Annotated in this window: 14 protein-coding genes; 6 read left to right on the top strand and 8 right to left on the bottom strand. The window is 72.3% G+C overall.

Annotated features, from left to right (window positions below):
* The first annotated feature begins 29 nt into the window (after positions 1 to 29).
* Genes ACZ56U_RS21440 through ACZ56U_RS21430 form a run of 3 tightly spaced genes read left to right on the top strand, consistent with a single transcriptional unit; the run spans position 30 to position 3210 of the window.
* Complete coding sequence (locus tag ACZ56U_RS21440) at positions 30 to 1415, top strand: glycosyltransferase family 4 protein (protein WP_469085589.1); 1386 nt, start codon at positions 30 to 32, stop codon at positions 1413 to 1415.
* The gene (locus ACZ56U_RS21435; protein WP_327716797.1) at positions 1409 to 2143 is read left to right on the top strand and encodes a class I SAM-dependent methyltransferase; all 735 of its coding nucleotides are present in this window, start codon (positions 1409 to 1411) and stop codon (positions 2141 to 2143) included. The genes ACZ56U_RS21440 and ACZ56U_RS21435 overlap by 7 nt, the downstream gene beginning before the upstream one ends.
* Entirely contained in the window at positions 2140 to 3210 is a 1071-nt protein-coding gene (locus ACZ56U_RS21430; RefSeq protein ID WP_469085588.1) for a prenyltransferase/squalene oxidase repeat-containing protein, read from the top strand. Before ACZ56U_RS21435 ends, ACZ56U_RS21430 begins: the two co-directional genes overlap by 4 nt.
* A 10-nt stretch (positions 3211 to 3220) precedes the next feature.
* On the opposite strand, the gene ACZ56U_RS21425 is transcribed toward ACZ56U_RS21430, so the two are convergent.
* The 6 genes from ACZ56U_RS21425 to ACZ56U_RS21400 all read right to left on the bottom strand — a co-directional run bounded on the left by ACZ56U_RS21425 (position 3221) and on the right by ACZ56U_RS21400 (position 9325).
* The gene (locus ACZ56U_RS21425) at positions 3221 to 3511 is read right to left on the bottom strand and encodes a hypothetical protein (protein WP_469085587.1); all 291 of its coding nucleotides are present in this window, start codon (positions 3509 to 3511) and stop codon (positions 3221 to 3223) included.
* Positions 3512 to 3553: 42 nt separating this feature from the next.
* Entirely contained in the window at positions 3554 to 4564 is a 1011-nt protein-coding gene (locus ACZ56U_RS21420; RefSeq protein WP_469085586.1) for an LLM class F420-dependent oxidoreductase, read from the bottom strand.
* A 97-nt stretch (positions 4565 to 4661) separates the two neighbouring features.
* Entirely contained in the window at positions 4662 to 5435 is a 774-nt protein-coding gene (locus tag ACZ56U_RS21415) for a DUF5336 domain-containing protein (protein WP_469085585.1), read from the bottom strand.
* A 202-nt stretch (positions 5436 to 5637) separates the two neighbouring features.
* On the bottom strand, positions 5638 to 6600 hold the full coding sequence (locus ACZ56U_RS21410; protein ID WP_469085584.1) for an N-acetylmuramoyl-L-alanine amidase: 963 nt from the start codon (positions 6598 to 6600) through the stop codon (positions 5638 to 5640).
* A 249-nt stretch (positions 6601 to 6849) separates the two neighbouring features.
* Positions 6850 to 7500: a class I SAM-dependent methyltransferase gene (locus tag ACZ56U_RS21405; protein WP_469085583.1), complete on the bottom strand. Its 651-nt coding sequence runs from the start codon at positions 7498 to 7500 to the stop codon at positions 6850 to 6852.
* Positions 7501 to 7591: 91 nt separating this feature from the next.
* A complete protein-coding gene (locus ACZ56U_RS21400) occupies positions 7592 to 9325 on the bottom strand; it encodes an MFS transporter (RefSeq protein WP_469085582.1) in 1734 nt (577 codons plus the stop codon).
* A 233-nt stretch (positions 9326 to 9558) separates the two neighbouring features.
* On the opposite strand from ACZ56U_RS21400, the gene ACZ56U_RS21395 reads away from it, so the two are divergent.
* Entirely contained in the window at positions 9559 to 10992 is a 1434-nt protein-coding gene (locus ACZ56U_RS21395; protein ID WP_469085581.1) for an MFS transporter, read from the top strand.
* A gap of 218 nt (positions 10993 to 11210) precedes the next feature.
* Here the strand turns inward: ACZ56U_RS21395 and ACZ56U_RS21390 are convergent, their stop codons facing one another.
* The gene (locus ACZ56U_RS21390; protein WP_469085831.1) at positions 11211 to 11843 is read right to left on the bottom strand and encodes a response regulator; all 633 of its coding nucleotides are present in this window, start codon (positions 11841 to 11843) and stop codon (positions 11211 to 11213) included.
* 136 nt (positions 11844 to 11979) lie between these two features.
* Here ACZ56U_RS21390 and ACZ56U_RS21385 point away from each other — a divergent pair, with 136 nt between their 5' ends.
* Positions 11980 to 12471, top strand: a complete 492-nt coding sequence (locus tag ACZ56U_RS21385; RefSeq protein ID WP_469085580.1) for a nucleotidyltransferase domain-containing protein — start codon at positions 11980 to 11982, stop codon at positions 12469 to 12471.
* Positions 12472 to 12674: 203 nt separating this feature from the next.
* Here ACZ56U_RS21385 and ACZ56U_RS21380 read toward each other — a convergent pair whose 3' ends face one another.
* Positions 12675 to 14027, bottom strand: coding sequence for a sensor histidine kinase (locus tag ACZ56U_RS21380; RefSeq protein ID WP_469085579.1), 1353 nt, complete (start codon positions 14025 to 14027; stop codon positions 12675 to 12677).
* Positions 14028 to 14302: 275 nt separating this feature from the next.
* Here ACZ56U_RS21380 and ACZ56U_RS21375 point away from each other — a divergent pair, with 275 nt between their 5' ends.
* A complete protein-coding gene (locus ACZ56U_RS21375; protein ID WP_469085578.1) occupies positions 14303 to 15160 on the top strand; it encodes a MaoC/PaaZ C-terminal domain-containing protein in 858 nt (285 codons plus the stop codon).
* Positions 15161 to 15199 lie beyond the last annotated feature (39 nt).

Here is a 15199-nt window from a genome sequence, read left to right as displayed (position 1 = left end):
GGAAACAGCAGGGAAGAAGGGGGCCGGGAGTGACCGCTGAGGCCAGTCGGACGGGGTCCCAGGGGGACCCGGCCGCGGACGGCGAGCGACCGCTCAACATCGCCCTCCTCACCTACAAGGGAAACCCGTTCTGCGGTGGCCAGGGCGTCTACGTCCGCCACCTCTCCCGTGAGCTGGCCCGTCTCGGCCACCGCGTCGAGGTCATCGGCTCCCAGCCCTACCCCGTCCTCGACGAGGGCGACGACATCGACGGCCGCCTCGCTCTCACCGAGCTGCCGAGCCTCGACCTCTACCGCTCCCCGGACCCGTTCCGCACCCCCGGGCGTGACGAGTACCGCGACTGGATCGACGCGCTCGAGGTCGCGACCATGTGGACCGGCGGCTTCCCCGAACCGCTGACCTTCTCGCTGCGCGCCCGCCGCCATCTGCGCGCCCGGCGCGGCGAGTTCGACGTCGTCCACGACAACCAGACGCTGGGCTACGGCCTCCTGGGCGACATCGGCGCCCCGCTGGTCACCACGATCCACCACCCCATCACCGTGGACCGCCAGTTGGAGCTGGACGCGGCCGAGAGCTGGGGCCAGCGCTGGGCCAAGCGGCGCTGGTACGCCTTCACCACCATGCAGAAGCGGGTGGCCCGCAGGCTCCCCTCGGTCCTGACCGTCTCCGGCACCTCGCACCAGGAGATCGTCGAACACCTCGGCGTCCGCGAGGACCGGATCCACGTCGTCCACATCGGCGCCGACACCGACCTTTTCTCGCCGGATCCGGCGGTGGCCGTGATCCCCGGCCGGATCGTCACCACCTCCAGCGCGGACGTCCCGCTCAAGGGCCTGGTCTTCCTGGTCGAGGCCCTCGCCAAGGTCCGCACCGAGCACCCCGGCGCCCATCTCGTCGTCGTCGGCAAGCGCGCCGAGGACGGCCCCGTCGCCCAGGCCATCGAGCGCTACGGCCTCGAAGGCGCCGTCCGCTTCGTCAAGGGCATCTCCGACGCGGAGCTGGTCGACCTGGTCCGCTCGGCGGAAGTGGCCTGCGTGCCCTCCCTGTACGAGGGGTTCTCGCTCCCGGCGGCCGAGGCGATGGCCACGGGCACCCCCCTCCTGGCGACCACCGGCGGAGCGATCCCCGAGGTCGCCGGCCAGGACGGGGAGACCTGCCTGGCCGTACCACCGGGCGACTCCGGGGCCCTGGCGACCGGCCTGAGCCGTCTGCTCGGCGACCCGGAGCTCAGAGCGCGGCTCGGCCGGGCGGGCCGTGAGCGGGTACTGGCGCGGTTCACCTGGGCCAGAGCCGCCGAGGGCACGGTGTCCCGCTACCGCGAGGCCCTCACCGGCTCCGCCGACCAGCCCCCAGGCCGCTCCGCGGCCCCCGTGAGTGTTGCAGGCGTCTCTTCCGAAAGCAGGGCCACGTGCTGACCGTCGACTTCTCCCGGTTCCCGCTCGCCCCGGGCGACCGCGTCCTGGACCTCGGCTGCGGAGCCGGCCGGCACGCGTTCGAGTGCTACCGGCGGGGCGCCCAGGTCGTGGCACTGGACCAGAACGCCGAGGAGATCCGCGAGGTCGCGAAGTGGTTCGCGGCGATGAAGGAGGCGGGAGAGGCGCCCGAGGGGGCCACCGCCACCGCCATGGAGGGCGACGCCCTCGCGCTGCCCTTCCCCGACGAGTCCTTCGACGTCGTGATCATCTCCGAGGTCATGGAGCACATCCCGGACGACAAGGGCGTCCTCGCCGAGATGGTCCGGGTGCTCAGGCCCGGCGGCCGGATCGCCGTCACCGTCCCGCGCTACGGCCCCGAGAAGGTGTGCTGGGCGCTGTCGGACGCGTACCACGAGGTCGAGGGCGGCCACATCCGCATCTACAAGGCGGACGAACTGCTCGCGAAGATGCGCGAGGCCGGTCTGAAGCCGTACGGCACCCACCACGCCCACGCGCTGCACTCCCCGTACTGGTGGCTGAAGTGCGCGTTCGGCGTCGACAACGACAAGGCGCTGCCGGTGAAGGCGTACCACAAGCTCCTGGTCTGGGACATCATGAAGAAGCCGCTGGCGACGAGGGTCGCCGAACAGGCGCTCAACCCGCTGATCGGCAAGAGCTTCGTGGCGTACGCGACCAAGCCCCACCTCCCCGCGGTGGACGCGCGGTGACGACTCCGCGTACCGAACACCTGGTCCTGCCCGGGGTGTTGACCGCCGAGCAGGCCGCCGAGACCGTCGCCGGCATCCTCGCCGTGCAGCGGGAGGACGGGGCCATCCCGTGGTTCCGCGGCCACCACCTCGACCCCTGGGACCACACCGAGGCCGCGATGGCCCTGGACGCGGCGGGTGAGCGCGAGGCCGCCGAGCGGGCCTACGACTGGCTGGCGCGGCACCAGAACGAGGACGGATCCTGGTACGCGGCGTACCGGGACGGGGACTTCGCGGACGTCACCGACCGGGGCCGGGAGACGAACTTCGTCGCCTACATAGCGGTCGGCGTGTGGCACCACTACCTGTCCACGGGCGACGACACCTTCCTGGACCGGATGTGGCCCGCGGTCCACGCGGCGATCGAGTACGTCCTGCGACTCCAGCAGCCCGGCGGCCAGATCGGCTGGAAGGGCGAGGACGACGGCACGTTCACGAACGACGCGCTGCTGACCGGCTCCTCCTCCATCCACCACGCGCTGCGGTGCGCGCTGGCGATCGCCGAGCAGCGCGAAGAGCCGCAGCCGGACTGGGAGTTGGCGGTGGGGATGCTCCGGCACGCCATCCGCCGGCACCCCGAGCGGTTCCTGGACAAGAACCGCTACTCGATGGACTGGTACTACCCGGTGCTGGGCGGCGCGCTCACGGGCGCGGAGGCCAAGGGGCGTATCGAGGCGGACTGGGACCGCTTCGTCGTGCCCGGCTTCGGGGTGCGCTGCGTGGTCCCCAACCCGTGGGTGACGGGCGGCGAGTCGGCCGAACTCGCCCTCGCGCTCTGGGCGATGGGCGAGTCCGACCGCGCGCTGGAGATCCTCCAGGCGATCCAGCATCTGCGGGACCCGGAGAGCGGGTTGTACTGGACCGGCTACGTCTTCGACGACGATGCCGTCTGGCCGCGGGAACTGACCACGTGGACGGCCGGTTCCCTGCTCCTCGCGGTCGCCGCGCTGGGCGGCCACGAGGCGACGTGCGCGGTGTTCGGGGGCGAACACCTGCCGACCGGGCTGGACCCGGACTGCTGCGACTGAGCGATACGGGTCAGTGGCGGTGGACCCGGTTGGCGATGGCGTGTCCGACGAACAGGTAGACCACGGCCGCCAGTCCGTAACCGGCGACGACCCGGGCCCACGCCTCGTCGAACGTGAACAGGTCGTGCGACCAGCCCGCCAGCCAGCGGGCGGCGTCATGGATGAACTGCACGAAGTCGTTCGCGCGGTTCGCGTCCAGCAGGTACATCAGGATCCACAGGCCCAGGATGAAGGCCATGATGTCGGCGACGATCGCAATGATCGTGCCGGCCGAGTTGGCACCGCGATATCGAGAGGACATGACCGTCGGGTTGCCGCACTTGACTGAATCAAACCTGTGTGCCTACGAGTTGAGTTCCGCGAGGACCCGCATGGTCTCGGGGTCCGGCGCCAGGGCGAGGAGGTCCGTCACCGGCCCCTCGCGCCACGACTCCAGCCGCTCGGCGATGCGTTCGCGTGGTCCGACCAGGGAGATCTCGTCGGCGAAGGCGTCCGGCACGGCCAGCACCGCCTCCTCCCTGCGCCCCTCCAGGAACAGCCGCTGAATCCGCCGCGCCGCCTCCTCGTACCCCATGCGCGCCATCAGGTCGGCGTGGAAGTTGCGGGCCGCGTGGCCCATGCCGCCGATGTAGAAGCCGAGCATGGTCTTCACGGGGAGCAGCCCCTCGCGCACGTCGTCGCAGACCCGCACCTGGGCCATGGGGGCGATGAGGAAGCCGTCGGGGGCGTCGGTGAGGGAGGCCTCGTAGACCTCGGGGCGGGTCGGCGACCAGTACAGGGGCAGCCAGCCGTCGGCGATACGGGTCGTCTGGGCCACGTTCTTGGGACCTTCGGCGCCCAGGAGGATCGGGAGGTCGGGGCGCAGGGGGTGGGTGATGGGCTTGAGGGGTTTGCCGAGGCCGGTGGCGTCAGCGCCGCGGTAGGGGTGCGCGTGGAAGCGGCCCGCGAGCTCGACCGGCGCCTCGCGTCTGAGGACTTGGCGTACGACGTCGACGTACTCCCGTGTCGCGGTCAGCGGCGACCTCGGGAACGGTCGCCCGTACCAGCCCTCCACCACCTGCGGTCCCGACAGGCCCAGCCCGAGCATCACGCGGCCGCCGGACAGGTGGTCCAGGGTCAGGGCGTGCATGGCCGTCGTGGTGGGGGAGCGCGCCGCCATCTGGGCAACGGCCGTACCCAGCTTGATCCTTGAGGTCCGGGCGGCGATCCAGGTGAGGGGCGTGAAGACGTCGGACCCCCAGGACTCGGCCGTCCAGACCGAGTCGTAGCCGAGCCGCTCCGCCTCCCGTGCCAGCTCCACCTGCCGCGGGTCGGGGCCACGCCCCCAGTAGCCGAGCGCGAGACCGAGCCGCATGCCTGCCTCCTGACGGGGTGTCAGCCGGGGACGGGAGGCGACTGTACGACAACGGCCCCCCGCCGGGAAGGGCGAGGGGCCGTACGTTGAGTCCGGGTCAGCCGCGCTGGATCCCCGAGGTGTCCTGGAGGACGCCGCGACGGCCGTCCTGCGTCTGGGCGACCAGGTTGGCGCCGCGCTGCTCCACGGCCAGGTACCAGGTGCCCGGCGCGAGTTCGGCGATGGGCGACGGCGAGCCGTCCTCCGCGAACAGCGGACGCGGCACCGGAACCGCGAACCAGAACGGGGAGAAGTCCCCGGTCGGCTGCGGCGCCTGGGGCTGCGGCTGGGGCTGGGACGGAGCCGGCTGCGGCTGACCACCGTACGGCTGCCCCGGCTGCGGCTGACCGCCGAAGGGCTGGCCGGGCTGCGGAGCGCCGGCGCCCGGGTAGCCGTAACCACCGGGGGGCTGGGCGCCGTAGGGCTGGGGGGCGTGCGGGCGGGAGGCGGGGATCAGGGTGCCCTGGAGGGCGGGCAGCAGCGGCGTGGCGATGGCGGCCGCGGCCAGCAGGAGCGCGGCGATGAAGCCGAGGATGAGACCGGCGCCGGAGTCGGTGTTCTCACCGGAGTCCACCAGCGACCAGAACAGGCTCCACGCGGTGAGCACCGCGAAGGCCGTGCCGACCGTGCCGAGATCCAGGCCGGCGACCTTGCGCGGCTGCGGCAGGCAGCGGTTGACCACGATCAGGACGGCCCCGATGACCCCGGCCATGTAGATGCCGAGGCCCAGGCCCAGGCTGTCCCAGGCGTTGACGTCGATGTCGTAGTTCTGGACGCTGTACAGGTCGAGGAACGACGCGATGAAGAGCAACACCGCTGCTCCGATCACCACGCCGTCGCCTCGAGTGAGGGAGCGGATATTCACTTCAAGGAGTCCTTCGGTTCAGTCGTCTCGTCGTCGGCATCGCTGGAGGCGTCGCTGTCACCATGTCGCCGTCAGGCCCCGGTGTGAAGCGCGGGGGTGGCCCCTCATCGTAAAGACGACCTTATCGTCCGTCCGACGAGGCTGTCCGCAGGGATCGACCCGTGGACCTCTAGCCGCGCAGGAAACTCACGATTCCTTCAGAGATCCCCTGTGCCGCCTTCTGCCGCCAGGCACCGCTGGTCAGCTGTGCCGCGTCCTTGCTATCGCGCATGTTGCCGCACTCGATGAACACCTTGGGAACCGTTGACAGATTGAGACCGCCCAGGTCCTTACGCGTGACGAGACCGGTGCCGTCACCGACGTAGTTGGAGGGGGCGCTGCCCGTCACGCGGACGAAGTTGCCGGCGATGCGCTCGCCGAGGTCGGCGGAGGCGGCGACGATCGGACCGGTGTCGGCGCCGCCCGCCTTGACCTTGCCGGGGAGGATGACGTGGAAGCCGCGCTGGCCCGCGCCCGCGCCGTCCGCGTGGATCGACACCACCGCGTCGGCGCCCGCCTTGTTGCCGATCCGCGCCCGCTCGTCGATGCACGGGCCGTACGACCGGTCGCCGTCCTGGGTCAACTTCACCGTGGCGCCCTGCTGCTGGAGCAGCGTGCGCAGCCGGTGAGCGACGTCGAGGGTGAACCTGGCCTCGGTGTAACCGGAGTTGGTGGACGTGCCCGTGGTGTCGCATTCCTTCCAGGTCGTGCCGATGTTCACCTGCTTGTTGATCTCGGCCGTGTGCTGGAAGTTGTCGGGGTTGTGGCCCGGGTCGATGACGACGACCCTGCCCTTGAGCGGACCGGAGGCGGCCGGCGCGGACGTCGTGGGCGTGGGGCTCGGCTTCGCGTCGTCCGTGGCGGACGCCGAGCCCGAGGACGTCGTGGCGGCCGTGGAAGTCGCGGGCGCGCTCGACGACGACGCCGGCGTCCCCACCGCCTCCCCGGAACCTCCCCCGGATCCGCCCACCGTCTCGTACACCAGCCACCCGAGCAGCGCGCCCGGCACCAGTGCGGCGACCGCGACGGTCAGGGGACGGCGCCGGGAGCGGCGGGGCTGGGGAGGATCGAAGTCCGGGCCTACGTACGACACGACAGCCACCCTAGGGCCTGTCGTCGGTTTCCCGCCTGCCGTGCGACGTCTGGCACGCGCCCTCGCCGCGTTGCCGGACCGCCCACGTGACTCCGCCACGCGGACGGCCCGGCGCCTTGCGATCGCACGCACCAGACGCCGCGCGCCCCGCCCTCCGGGCGAACGACGGGAAACTGACGACAGGACCTGGCGGCGAAGCCGGGGTACAGCAGGGCCACTGCCGCCGAGCGGGTTCCGTTCGAACGGACCTCAGACCCCCGCACCCGTCCGCCGCAGCACCCGCAGCGTGTCCGTGGCGGAGACCTCCGTGAACGCCCCCGACCTCAGCGCCCGCAGATAGACCCGGTATGGGGCCTGCCCGGTGAACTCGTCCTTCGGGTCCGGGTGGACGTCGTGGATGAGCAGCAGCCCGCCCTCCGCCACATGGGGCGCCCAGCCCTCGTAGTCGGCGTTCGCGTGCTCGTCCGTGTGGCCGCCGTCGATGAAGACCAGGCCCAGGGGGGTGCCCCAGACCTTCGCCACCTGCGGGGAGCGCCCGACGAGGGCGACGATGTGGTCCTCCAGGCCGGCGCGGTGCAGCGTCCTGCGGAACGTCGGCAGCGTGTCCATCCGCCCGAGCTCCAGGTCCACCGTCTCGGGGTCGTGGTACTCCCAGCCGGGCTGCTGCTCCTCGCTGCCGCGGTGGTGGTCGACGGTCAGGGCGGTCACCCCGGCCGCGCGGGCCGCGTCGGCGAGGAGGATCGCCGAGCGCCCGCAGTACGTACCGACTTCGAGGAGCGGGAGCCCGAGGCGCCCGGCCTCGACCGCCGCCGCGTACAGGGCGAGCCCCTCGTCCATGGGCATGAACCCCTTCGCGGCCTCGAACGCGGCGAGGATCTCGGGCTGGGGGGCCACGGTCATGGGGTCCCTTTCGGTCGTACGAGGATGTGGGCGCCCCATGGTGCACCACACCCCCCGTCACGTGGAGGACAGGGGGTGCGGTGGCGGCGGGTCAGGCGGTCACCGTCTCGCCTGGCAGGGAGAGGTCCAGGTCGACGGCGGTGTCATCGCCCGCGTGCGAGGCGGCCGAGGCGAGCGGCCCGTGGCCGGAGGCCTTCGCGGCGAGCACGTACGAGCCCTGCGCGGGAACGGCGAGCGCGTATCCGCCGTCCTCGTCGGACAGCGTCGCCCCCGCCTGGCGGCCGCGGCGGTCGATGAGCGTGACCTTGGCGCGCGGCACCGGCGTGCCGGAGGCGTCCAGGACACGGCCGCGGAAGCCGCGCAGTACTTCCTCGGCGCGCTCCAGGTTGGCGTCCTCCTCGCTGCTCGCCCGCAGCTGGGGGGCGCGGTTCGGCTTCGGCAGGAACAGGGCCATCAGCAGGCCGATCGCCACCGCGCCGGTTGCGATGAGGAAGGAGACGCGGAAGCCGTGCATGGTCGGGATCTCGACGCCGTTCACGGTGTCCGCGGTATTGGCCAGCACCATGCCGATGACGGCGCTCGACACCGACGTACCGATGGAACGCATCAGCGTGTTCAGGCCGTTCGCGGCGCCCGTCTCCGAGGCCGGGACCGCGCCGACGATCAGGGCGGGGAGCGAGGAGTAGGCGAGGCCGATGCCGGCGCCGAGGACGACGGCGATGACCAGGCTCTGCCAGGCGGCGCTCATCAGGCCGAGGCCCGCGCCGTAGCCGATCGCGATGATCAGCATGCCGAGGATGAGGGTGGACTTGGGGCCGTACTTCGCGGACAGGCGGGCGTAGACGGGTGCCGTGAACATCATCGTCAGGCCGAGCGGGGCGACCAGCAGGCCCGCCACGACCATCGACTGACCGAGGCCGTAGCCGGTGGCCTTCGGGAGCTGGAGCAGCTGCGGAAGGACCAGCGAGACGACGTAGAAGCTGACCCCGACCATGATCGACGCCAGGTTGGTGAAGAGCACGGCGGGGCGGGCCGTGGTGCGCAGGTCCACGAGGGGGGCCTTGGCGCGCAGCTCGAAGACGCCCCACAGGAGCAGCACGAGGGCCGACGCGGCGAACAGGCCGAGCGTGGTGCCCGAGGTCCAGCCCCAGTCGCTGCCCTTGGTGATGGGCAGCAGGAACAGGACCAGTCCGGTGGAGAGACCGAGCGCGCCGAGCACGTCGAAGGAGCCCTCGGCGCGCATGGGGGATTCCGGTACGACGAGGAGGGTGAGGACGATCGAGAGCACGCCGAGGCCGGCGGCGCCGTAGAAGAGGGCGTGCCAGTCGGCGTGCTGGGCGATCAGGGCGGCCAGAGGCAGGGCGAGACCGCCGCCGACGCCGATCGAGGAGCTCATCAGGGCCATCGACGAGCCGAGCTTCTCGCGGGGCAGCATGTCGCGCATCAGGCCGATGCCGAGCGGGATCGCGCCCATCGCGAAGCCCTGGAGGGTACGGCCGACGATCATCAGGATCAGATCGCTGGTGACCGCGCTGACCAGCGCGCCGACCACCATCACCGCGAGGCTCGCGATCAGCATCCGGCGCTTGCCGTACAGGTCGCCGAGACGGCCCATGATCGGCGTGGCCACGGCGCCCGACAGGAGGGTGGAGGTCAAAACCCAGGTGGCGTTGCTGGGGGCGGTGTCCAGGAGCTGCGGCAGGTCCTTGATGACCGGGACGAGCAGGGTCTGCATCACCGCGACGACGATGCCCGCGAAGGCGAGCACCGGGACGACGGCGCTGCTGCTCGCGCGGGTGGGCTGGTCGGTCGGGGTAGGTCTCATGTGCGTAAGGAACTCGGTGTGCCGGGGCAACTATTCCGATGTTTTGCGCAGCTAACGATTTCTTTATCTTCTCTTGACGTAGACCTCTCCTAGGCCCCTCCTACGCCTCTCCTACGCCCCTCCTACGACCCGGTACGGCCCTCCCGCGCCGGCCGCAGGCGCTTTCGCGGCCCCCGTGCGGCCTCGGTCCTACGCCCATATCCCGATGCCAGGAGCGTCCGGCGGTTGAGAGCATGACATCCATGCCCGCAGCCGCCGAAGTCTCCGCCCCCGCCCGCCGCCGCGCCACGCCGCCCGCCTGGGTGCTCGTCGCGCTCGCGTGCGCCGGGCAGTTCCTCGTCGTGCTCGACGTCTCCGTCGTCAACGTGGCACTGCCCTCGATCCGGGCCGACCTCGGCCTCGACGAGCAGGGCCTGCAATGGGTCGTCAACGCGTACGCGATCGCCTTCGCCGGATTCATGCTGCTCGGCGGGCGGGCCGGTGACCTCTACGGCCGCAAGCGGATGTTCCTGGTCGGGCTCGGCCTGTTCACCCTGGCCTCGCTGGCCGGCGGACTGGCCCAGGACGGCTGGCAGCTGCTGCTCGCACGGGCCGTGCAGGGCCTCGGCGCGGCGGTGCTGGCACCCTCGACGCTGACCATCGTCACCTCCGCCGTCCCCGAAGGACCCGCACGCGCGCGTGCCATCGCCACCTGGACCGCGGTCGGCGGCGGTGGCGGCGCGGCCGGCGGACTCGTCGGCGGCGCGCTGGTCGACGTGTGGTCCTGGCGCTGGACGCTGCTCATCAACGTGCCGGTCGGCGCCCTCCTGCTGCTCGGGTCCCTGCGGTGGCTGACCGAGAGCCGGGCCGGTGACGGGCGCCGCCTCGACCTGCCCGGCGCCGTACTGGTGACAGCGGGGCTGGCCACCCTGGCCTACGGCATCTCCCAGTCCGAGGCCGGGGGCTGGACCTCGCCGGCGACGGTGCTCGCGCTGCTGCTCGGCGCCGTGCTGGTCGCCGCGTTCCTGCTGGTCGAGGCGCGTACGGCGGCGCCGCTGATGCCCCTGGGACTGCTGCGGCTGCGGCCGGTGGCCTCGGCGAACGTGGCCATGTTCCTGTCCGGCTCGGCCATGTTCTGCATGTGGTTCTTCATGACGCTGTACGCCCAGAACGTGCTCGGCTACTCGCCCCTGGAGGCCGGGATCGCGCTGGTGCCGAGCTCCCTCGCCGTGATCCTGGGCTCGAAGGTGGCGCCGCGGCTGATGCGGGCCCTGGACGCGCGGCTGGTGGCGATGCTCGGGACCGGCGTGGCGGCGGCGGGCTTCGGCTGGCAGTCGACGCTGACCGTGGACGGCGGGTACGTGGTGGCGGTCATGTGCCCCGGGATCCTGATGATGCTGGGCGCGGGCCTGGCGACCACACCGCTGGCCGCGCTCGCCACCTCGGGGGCGGCGCCGGGGGAGGCCGGACTGGTGTCGGGCCTGGTCAACACCTCGCGCACGATGGGCGGCTCGCTGGGGCTCGCGGTGATGTCGACCATCGCGGCGGCACGGACGGCGGGAAGCACGAGCCCGGAGGCGCTGACGGAGGGGTACGCCCTGGTGTTCCGGACCGGGACCGGCGTACTGGTCGCCGGGTTGCTGCTGATGCTGGTGTGGCTGCCGCGAGGGGTTACCGCGAAGGCGTAGGCCGTCGGTCTCGGTCCCCGGCAGGAGGAACTTCCACGAAGTCGTCGAACCGAGGCAACGGTCCGGGCGGTCCATGGACTCCTTCAGACATCTAAGAAAGGCTCCCCGGTGGACTGGTTCGTGTGCCGGGCACCGCAGGGGACGGAGTACGAGGGGGCGAGCGTGACGGCGGTGAGCTAGGGCGGAGGGGTGGCGGGCGCCGGGCCGAACGAGGGTGCCTACAGCCACCCCTGGTGCCGGGCCTCCCGCAGTGCTTCCGTGCGGTTGCGGGTGCCGGTCTTGCCGATGGCGGAGGAGAGGTAGTTGCGGACGGTGGACTCGGAGAGGTGCAGGGCGGACGCGATGTCGGCGACCGTCGCGCCGTCCGCCGAGGCGCTCAGTACGTCGCACTCCCGGGCGGTGAGCGGGTTGGGGCCGGCGCTGAGGGCGGCCGCGGCCAGGGCGGGGTCGATGACCGTCTCCCCGATCAGGACCCGGCGGATCGAGGAGGCCAGTTCCTCGACCGGGCCGTCCTTGACCAGGAAGCCCGCGGCACCGGCCTCCATGGCCCGGCGGAGGTAGCCGGGGCGGCCGAAGGTGGTCAGGATCAGCACCCGGCAGTCGGGTGCCTGGTCGCGGAGGTCGGCGGCGGCGTCGAGGCCGCTCCTGCCGGGCAGTTCGATGTCGAGGAGCGCGACGTCCGGACGGTGGATCAGCGCCGCGTCCACGATCGCGTCGCCGGTTCCCACCTGGGCCACGACCTCGATGTCCGCCTCCATCCCCAGCAGCAGCGCGAGCGCGCCCCGCATCATCCCCTGGTCCTCGGCGAGCAGGACCCTGATGGACTTGGCGGGCCGGTGGTCCCGGGGCATCTCGTTCACGGGCCAAGGGTAGGGCGCGGGGACGGGGTGCGCCCGGAGCGGCGCCGGGCTTGGTGCGGGCGGCCCCTGCGGGGTCGGTGCCGTCCCGGTGTCGCGCGGGGACTGCGCAGGTACCTTGCCTCAAGTGATGACAGCCGACGACGTGTTGAGCGTCCTCGCCCTGCTGCGGCGGGCGGACGTGGAGGTCTGGGTCGGGGGTGGCTGGGGGATCGACGCGCTGGTCGGTGAGCGGACCCGGGACCACCGGGACCTGGACCTGATGCACCGGCGGGAGCAGGAGCCCACGGTGGTCGCCGCGCTCGCCGGGGCCGGGTTCGCGGAGAGCCTCGACCAGCGGCCCGTGCGGTTCGTGGTCAGCGCCCCGGACGGGAGGGAGATCGACCTGCACCCGCTCGTGTTCGGCGCGGACGGCTCCGCGGAACAGGCCTCGCCCGACCCGGGGAAGCCCTTCCGCTACCCCGCGTCGGCCTTCACGACCGGCACGATCGGGAGGACACCCGTGCCCTGCCTCTCCGCCGAGCAGCAGGTGTACTTCCACCAGGGCTACGACCCCACGGAACGCGACCGCCACGACATGGCGCAGCTGCGCCGGGTCTTCGGGATCGCGACCCACTTCTGACACGCACACCGCGGCTCGTCCCCGGGGTTGACCGGCTGGCTTCGGCCTCCGGTGGCGGGCTTGGTGTGGCCATCGGGATTGCGGCTCCGTACACGTGGAGGCCCGCGCCCGCCGTCCCGTCGCCGACCCCGGCCGTACCGCGCCAACCCCGGGCCGTCCGCACCAACCCCCCTCGCCGTCCCGTCGCCGCCCCCGCGGCCCCGTCAATGGCCTCCGCCACCCCACCGGCCCACCGCCACCTCGTCCTCCGCCTCCACCTCCGCCGGCAGCTCGGCCGTCACCACGAACCCCCGCCTCGGCCCCGTCCCCGGTCCCGCCTCCAACCGTCCCCCCGCCGCCGCGAGCCGTTCCGCGAGCCCCTTCAGACCCGTGCCCGGCGTCCCCGCCTTACCCGTGACTACCGCACCCGCACCCGCACCCGCATCCGCGCCCGCCGCTCCCGCCTCCTCCCGCGTGCCCGCCCCGCCGGTACACCCCCGTCCGTCGTCCTCGATCCGCAGCCGCACCCCTTCCGCCGTCCGCTCGACGGAGATCTCGCAGTGAGAAGCCCCGCTGTGCCGCACCGCGTTGGTCACCGCCTCCCGTACCACCCAGCTCAGCAGCGTCTCGGTCTGGGCGGTGAGCGGGGGCCCGGAGTGCCGTACGACGGGCTCGATGGCCGCGGCCTCCAGGGCCGAGCACGCCCGCTCCAGCTCGGTGCCGAGGCTGCCGTCGCGGTACCCGGTCACCGCCTCCCGGATCTCCGTCAGCGCCTGGCGGCCGACGGACTCGATGTCGGTGACCTGGGCGAGGGCCGCGTCCATGTCGCGCGGGGCGAGTCGGCGGGCGGCCTCGGACTTCACCACGATCACCGACAGGGTGTGGCCGAGCAGGTCGTGCAGATCGCGGGAGAAGCGCATGCGCTCCTCCTCGACCGCGCGCCGGGCCAGTTCCTCGCGGGCGGCCCGCAGTTCGCGTACCGCCTCGGAGAGGGAGAGGATCGCCGCGGTCACCATCGTGGACAGGAACGTGCCGTAGCCGATGCTCACCGCGTCCCAGCCCTCCCGGACCGCGGAGACGGCCACGGCGAGCCCGGTCAGGCCGAGTCCGACCCGGCCGAGCCACGGCCCCCGGGTCACCGCGCCCGCGGCGAGACCGAGCAGGGGGAAGAAGAACAGCCAGTTGCCGCCGTAGCCGATCGCGAGGCCGCAGGTGACCAGGCCCATCAGGACCAACGCCACCCGGGTCGAGCGGGCCTCGCGCTTCTCCTTCACGAAGGCACGGAAGACCACGTAGATGTAGAGGGAGTTGAAGGTGAGCAGCCCCAGGCCGCCCAGCCAGGGCTGTGCGGTGCCGGCCTGGAAGAGGTGGGAGAAGGCGCCCATGCCCATCAGCAGCCAGGGCAGCAGCGAGAAGCCGGTGGGCGGCGGACCCGGGTCCTCGGTCGCCCTGCCGCCCCGGCGCGCGGTGCGCTGGCCGGCCTCGAACCGCTCGCTGCCCGGCCTCCGGCCCGCCCGTGCCGCCCGCCAGGCCTCAGTGCGGCACGACCACGACCCGTTCCCGTTCCCCTGTGTCATGTCTCCCACGCTACGAACCCGTCCACCTGCGCGGCAGAGGCGCTTGTACGGAAACCGGCGGTACAGATGTCACGGGCTCCTGAGCGCCACCGAGTATCTGACATGCCGTCAGCAGACTTCACAACTGCCGGGAGCTGGGCTATACAGGGGTCGCCGTACTGGAACGCGTTCTAGAACGAGCGCGTAGGCGCGGCCCTGTGAACGACCTCGGTGCGGCCGACGGTGCGGACGGCCGTACCGAGGTCTCCGAACCGCGAGCGAGCCCCGGGAGTCCCATGCCCATCGATGCCGCGAAGGCCGTAGCCGCCGAACCCCGGACCGGCGAGATTTCCTGGAACTCCAAGGACGTGCAGCTCTACCACCTCGGCATCGGAGCGGGCGTCCCGGCGACGGACCCGGACGAACTGCGCTACACCCTCGAGTCACGCCTGCACGTCCTGCCGAGCTTCGCCACCGTCGCCGGCTCCGGCTCACCCGGCGTGATCAGCGGCCTGTCCATGCCCGGCGTCGAGGTCGACCTCGCCAAGGTCCTGCACGGCGGCCAGTCGCTCACCGTCCACCGCCCCCTCCCGGTCGAGGGCACCGCGACCGCCACCGGCCGGATCGCCGCCGTGCACGACAAGGGCAAGGCCGCCGTCCTCGTCATGCGCACCGAAGTCGCCGACGCCGAGGGCCCGTTGTGGACCAACGACGCCCAGATCTTCGTACGCGGGGAAGGCGGGTGGGGCGGCGACCGCGGGCCGTCCGGACGGCTGGAACCGCCCGCGGGGGAGCCCGACCGGGTCGTCGAGCGGCGGCTGCGTGAGGACCAGGCGCTGCTCTACCGCCTCTCCGGCGACTGGAACCCGCTGCACGCCGACCCCGAGTTCGCCAAGGTCGCCGGGTTCGAGCGACCCATCCTGCACGGGCTGTGCACCTATGGCATCGCGCTCAAGGCGGTCGTCGACACGCTGCTGGGCGGCGACGTGACCCGGGTGCGGTCCTACGACACCCGGTTCGCCGGGGTCGTGTACCCGGGGGAGACCCTGCGCATCCGGATGTGGTCCGGCGCGGAGTCCGTCCGGGTCGCCGTGAGCGCCGTCGAGCGGGACGACGCGCCCGTGCTCGCCGACACCGTCGTCCGACACACCTGAGTCCACCGCCGTCGAGGCGCCGTCGAGGGGAGCCGCACC

It is taken from the genome of Streptomyces sp. NPDC034103 (assembly GCF_055575395.1).
This window is presented reverse-complemented; position numbering and strand designations above follow the sequence as displayed.

What these genes read in the sequence shown, in the direction of transcription:
- ACZ56U_RS21425 (WP_469085587.1), bottom strand. Translation starts at nt 3,511, where the DNA reads ATGTCCTCTCGATATCGCGGTGCCAACTCGGCCGGCACGATCATTGCG.
- ACZ56U_RS21420 (WP_469085586.1), bottom strand. Translation starts at nt 4,564, where the DNA reads ATGCGGCTCGGTCTCGCGCTCGGCTACTGGGGGCGTGGCCCCGACCCG.
- ACZ56U_RS21405 (WP_469085583.1), bottom strand. Translation starts at nt 7,500, where the DNA reads ATGACCGTGGCCCCCCAGCCCGAGATCCTCGCCGCGTTCGAGGCCGCG.
- ACZ56U_RS21400 (WP_469085582.1), bottom strand. Translation starts at nt 9,325, where the DNA reads ATGAGACCTACCCCGACCGACCAGCCCACCCGCGCGAGCAGCAGCGCC.
- ACZ56U_RS21395 (WP_469085581.1), top strand. Translation starts at nt 9,559, where the DNA reads ATGACATCCATGCCCGCAGCCGCCGAAGTCTCCGCCCCCGCCCGCCGC.
- ACZ56U_RS21390 (WP_469085831.1), bottom strand. Translation starts at nt 11,843, where the DNA reads ATGCCCCGGGACCACCGGCCCGCCAAGTCCATCAGGGTCCTGCTCGCC.
- ACZ56U_RS21385 (WP_469085580.1), top strand. Translation starts at nt 11,980, where the DNA reads ATGACAGCCGACGACGTGTTGAGCGTCCTCGCCCTGCTGCGGCGGGCG.
- ACZ56U_RS21380 (WP_469085579.1), bottom strand. Translation starts at nt 14,027, where the DNA reads ATGACACAGGGGAACGGGAACGGGTCGTGGTCGTGCCGCACTGAGGCC.
- ACZ56U_RS21375 (WP_469085578.1), top strand. Translation starts at nt 14,303, where the DNA reads ATGCCCATCGATGCCGCGAAGGCCGTAGCCGCCGAACCCCGGACCGGC.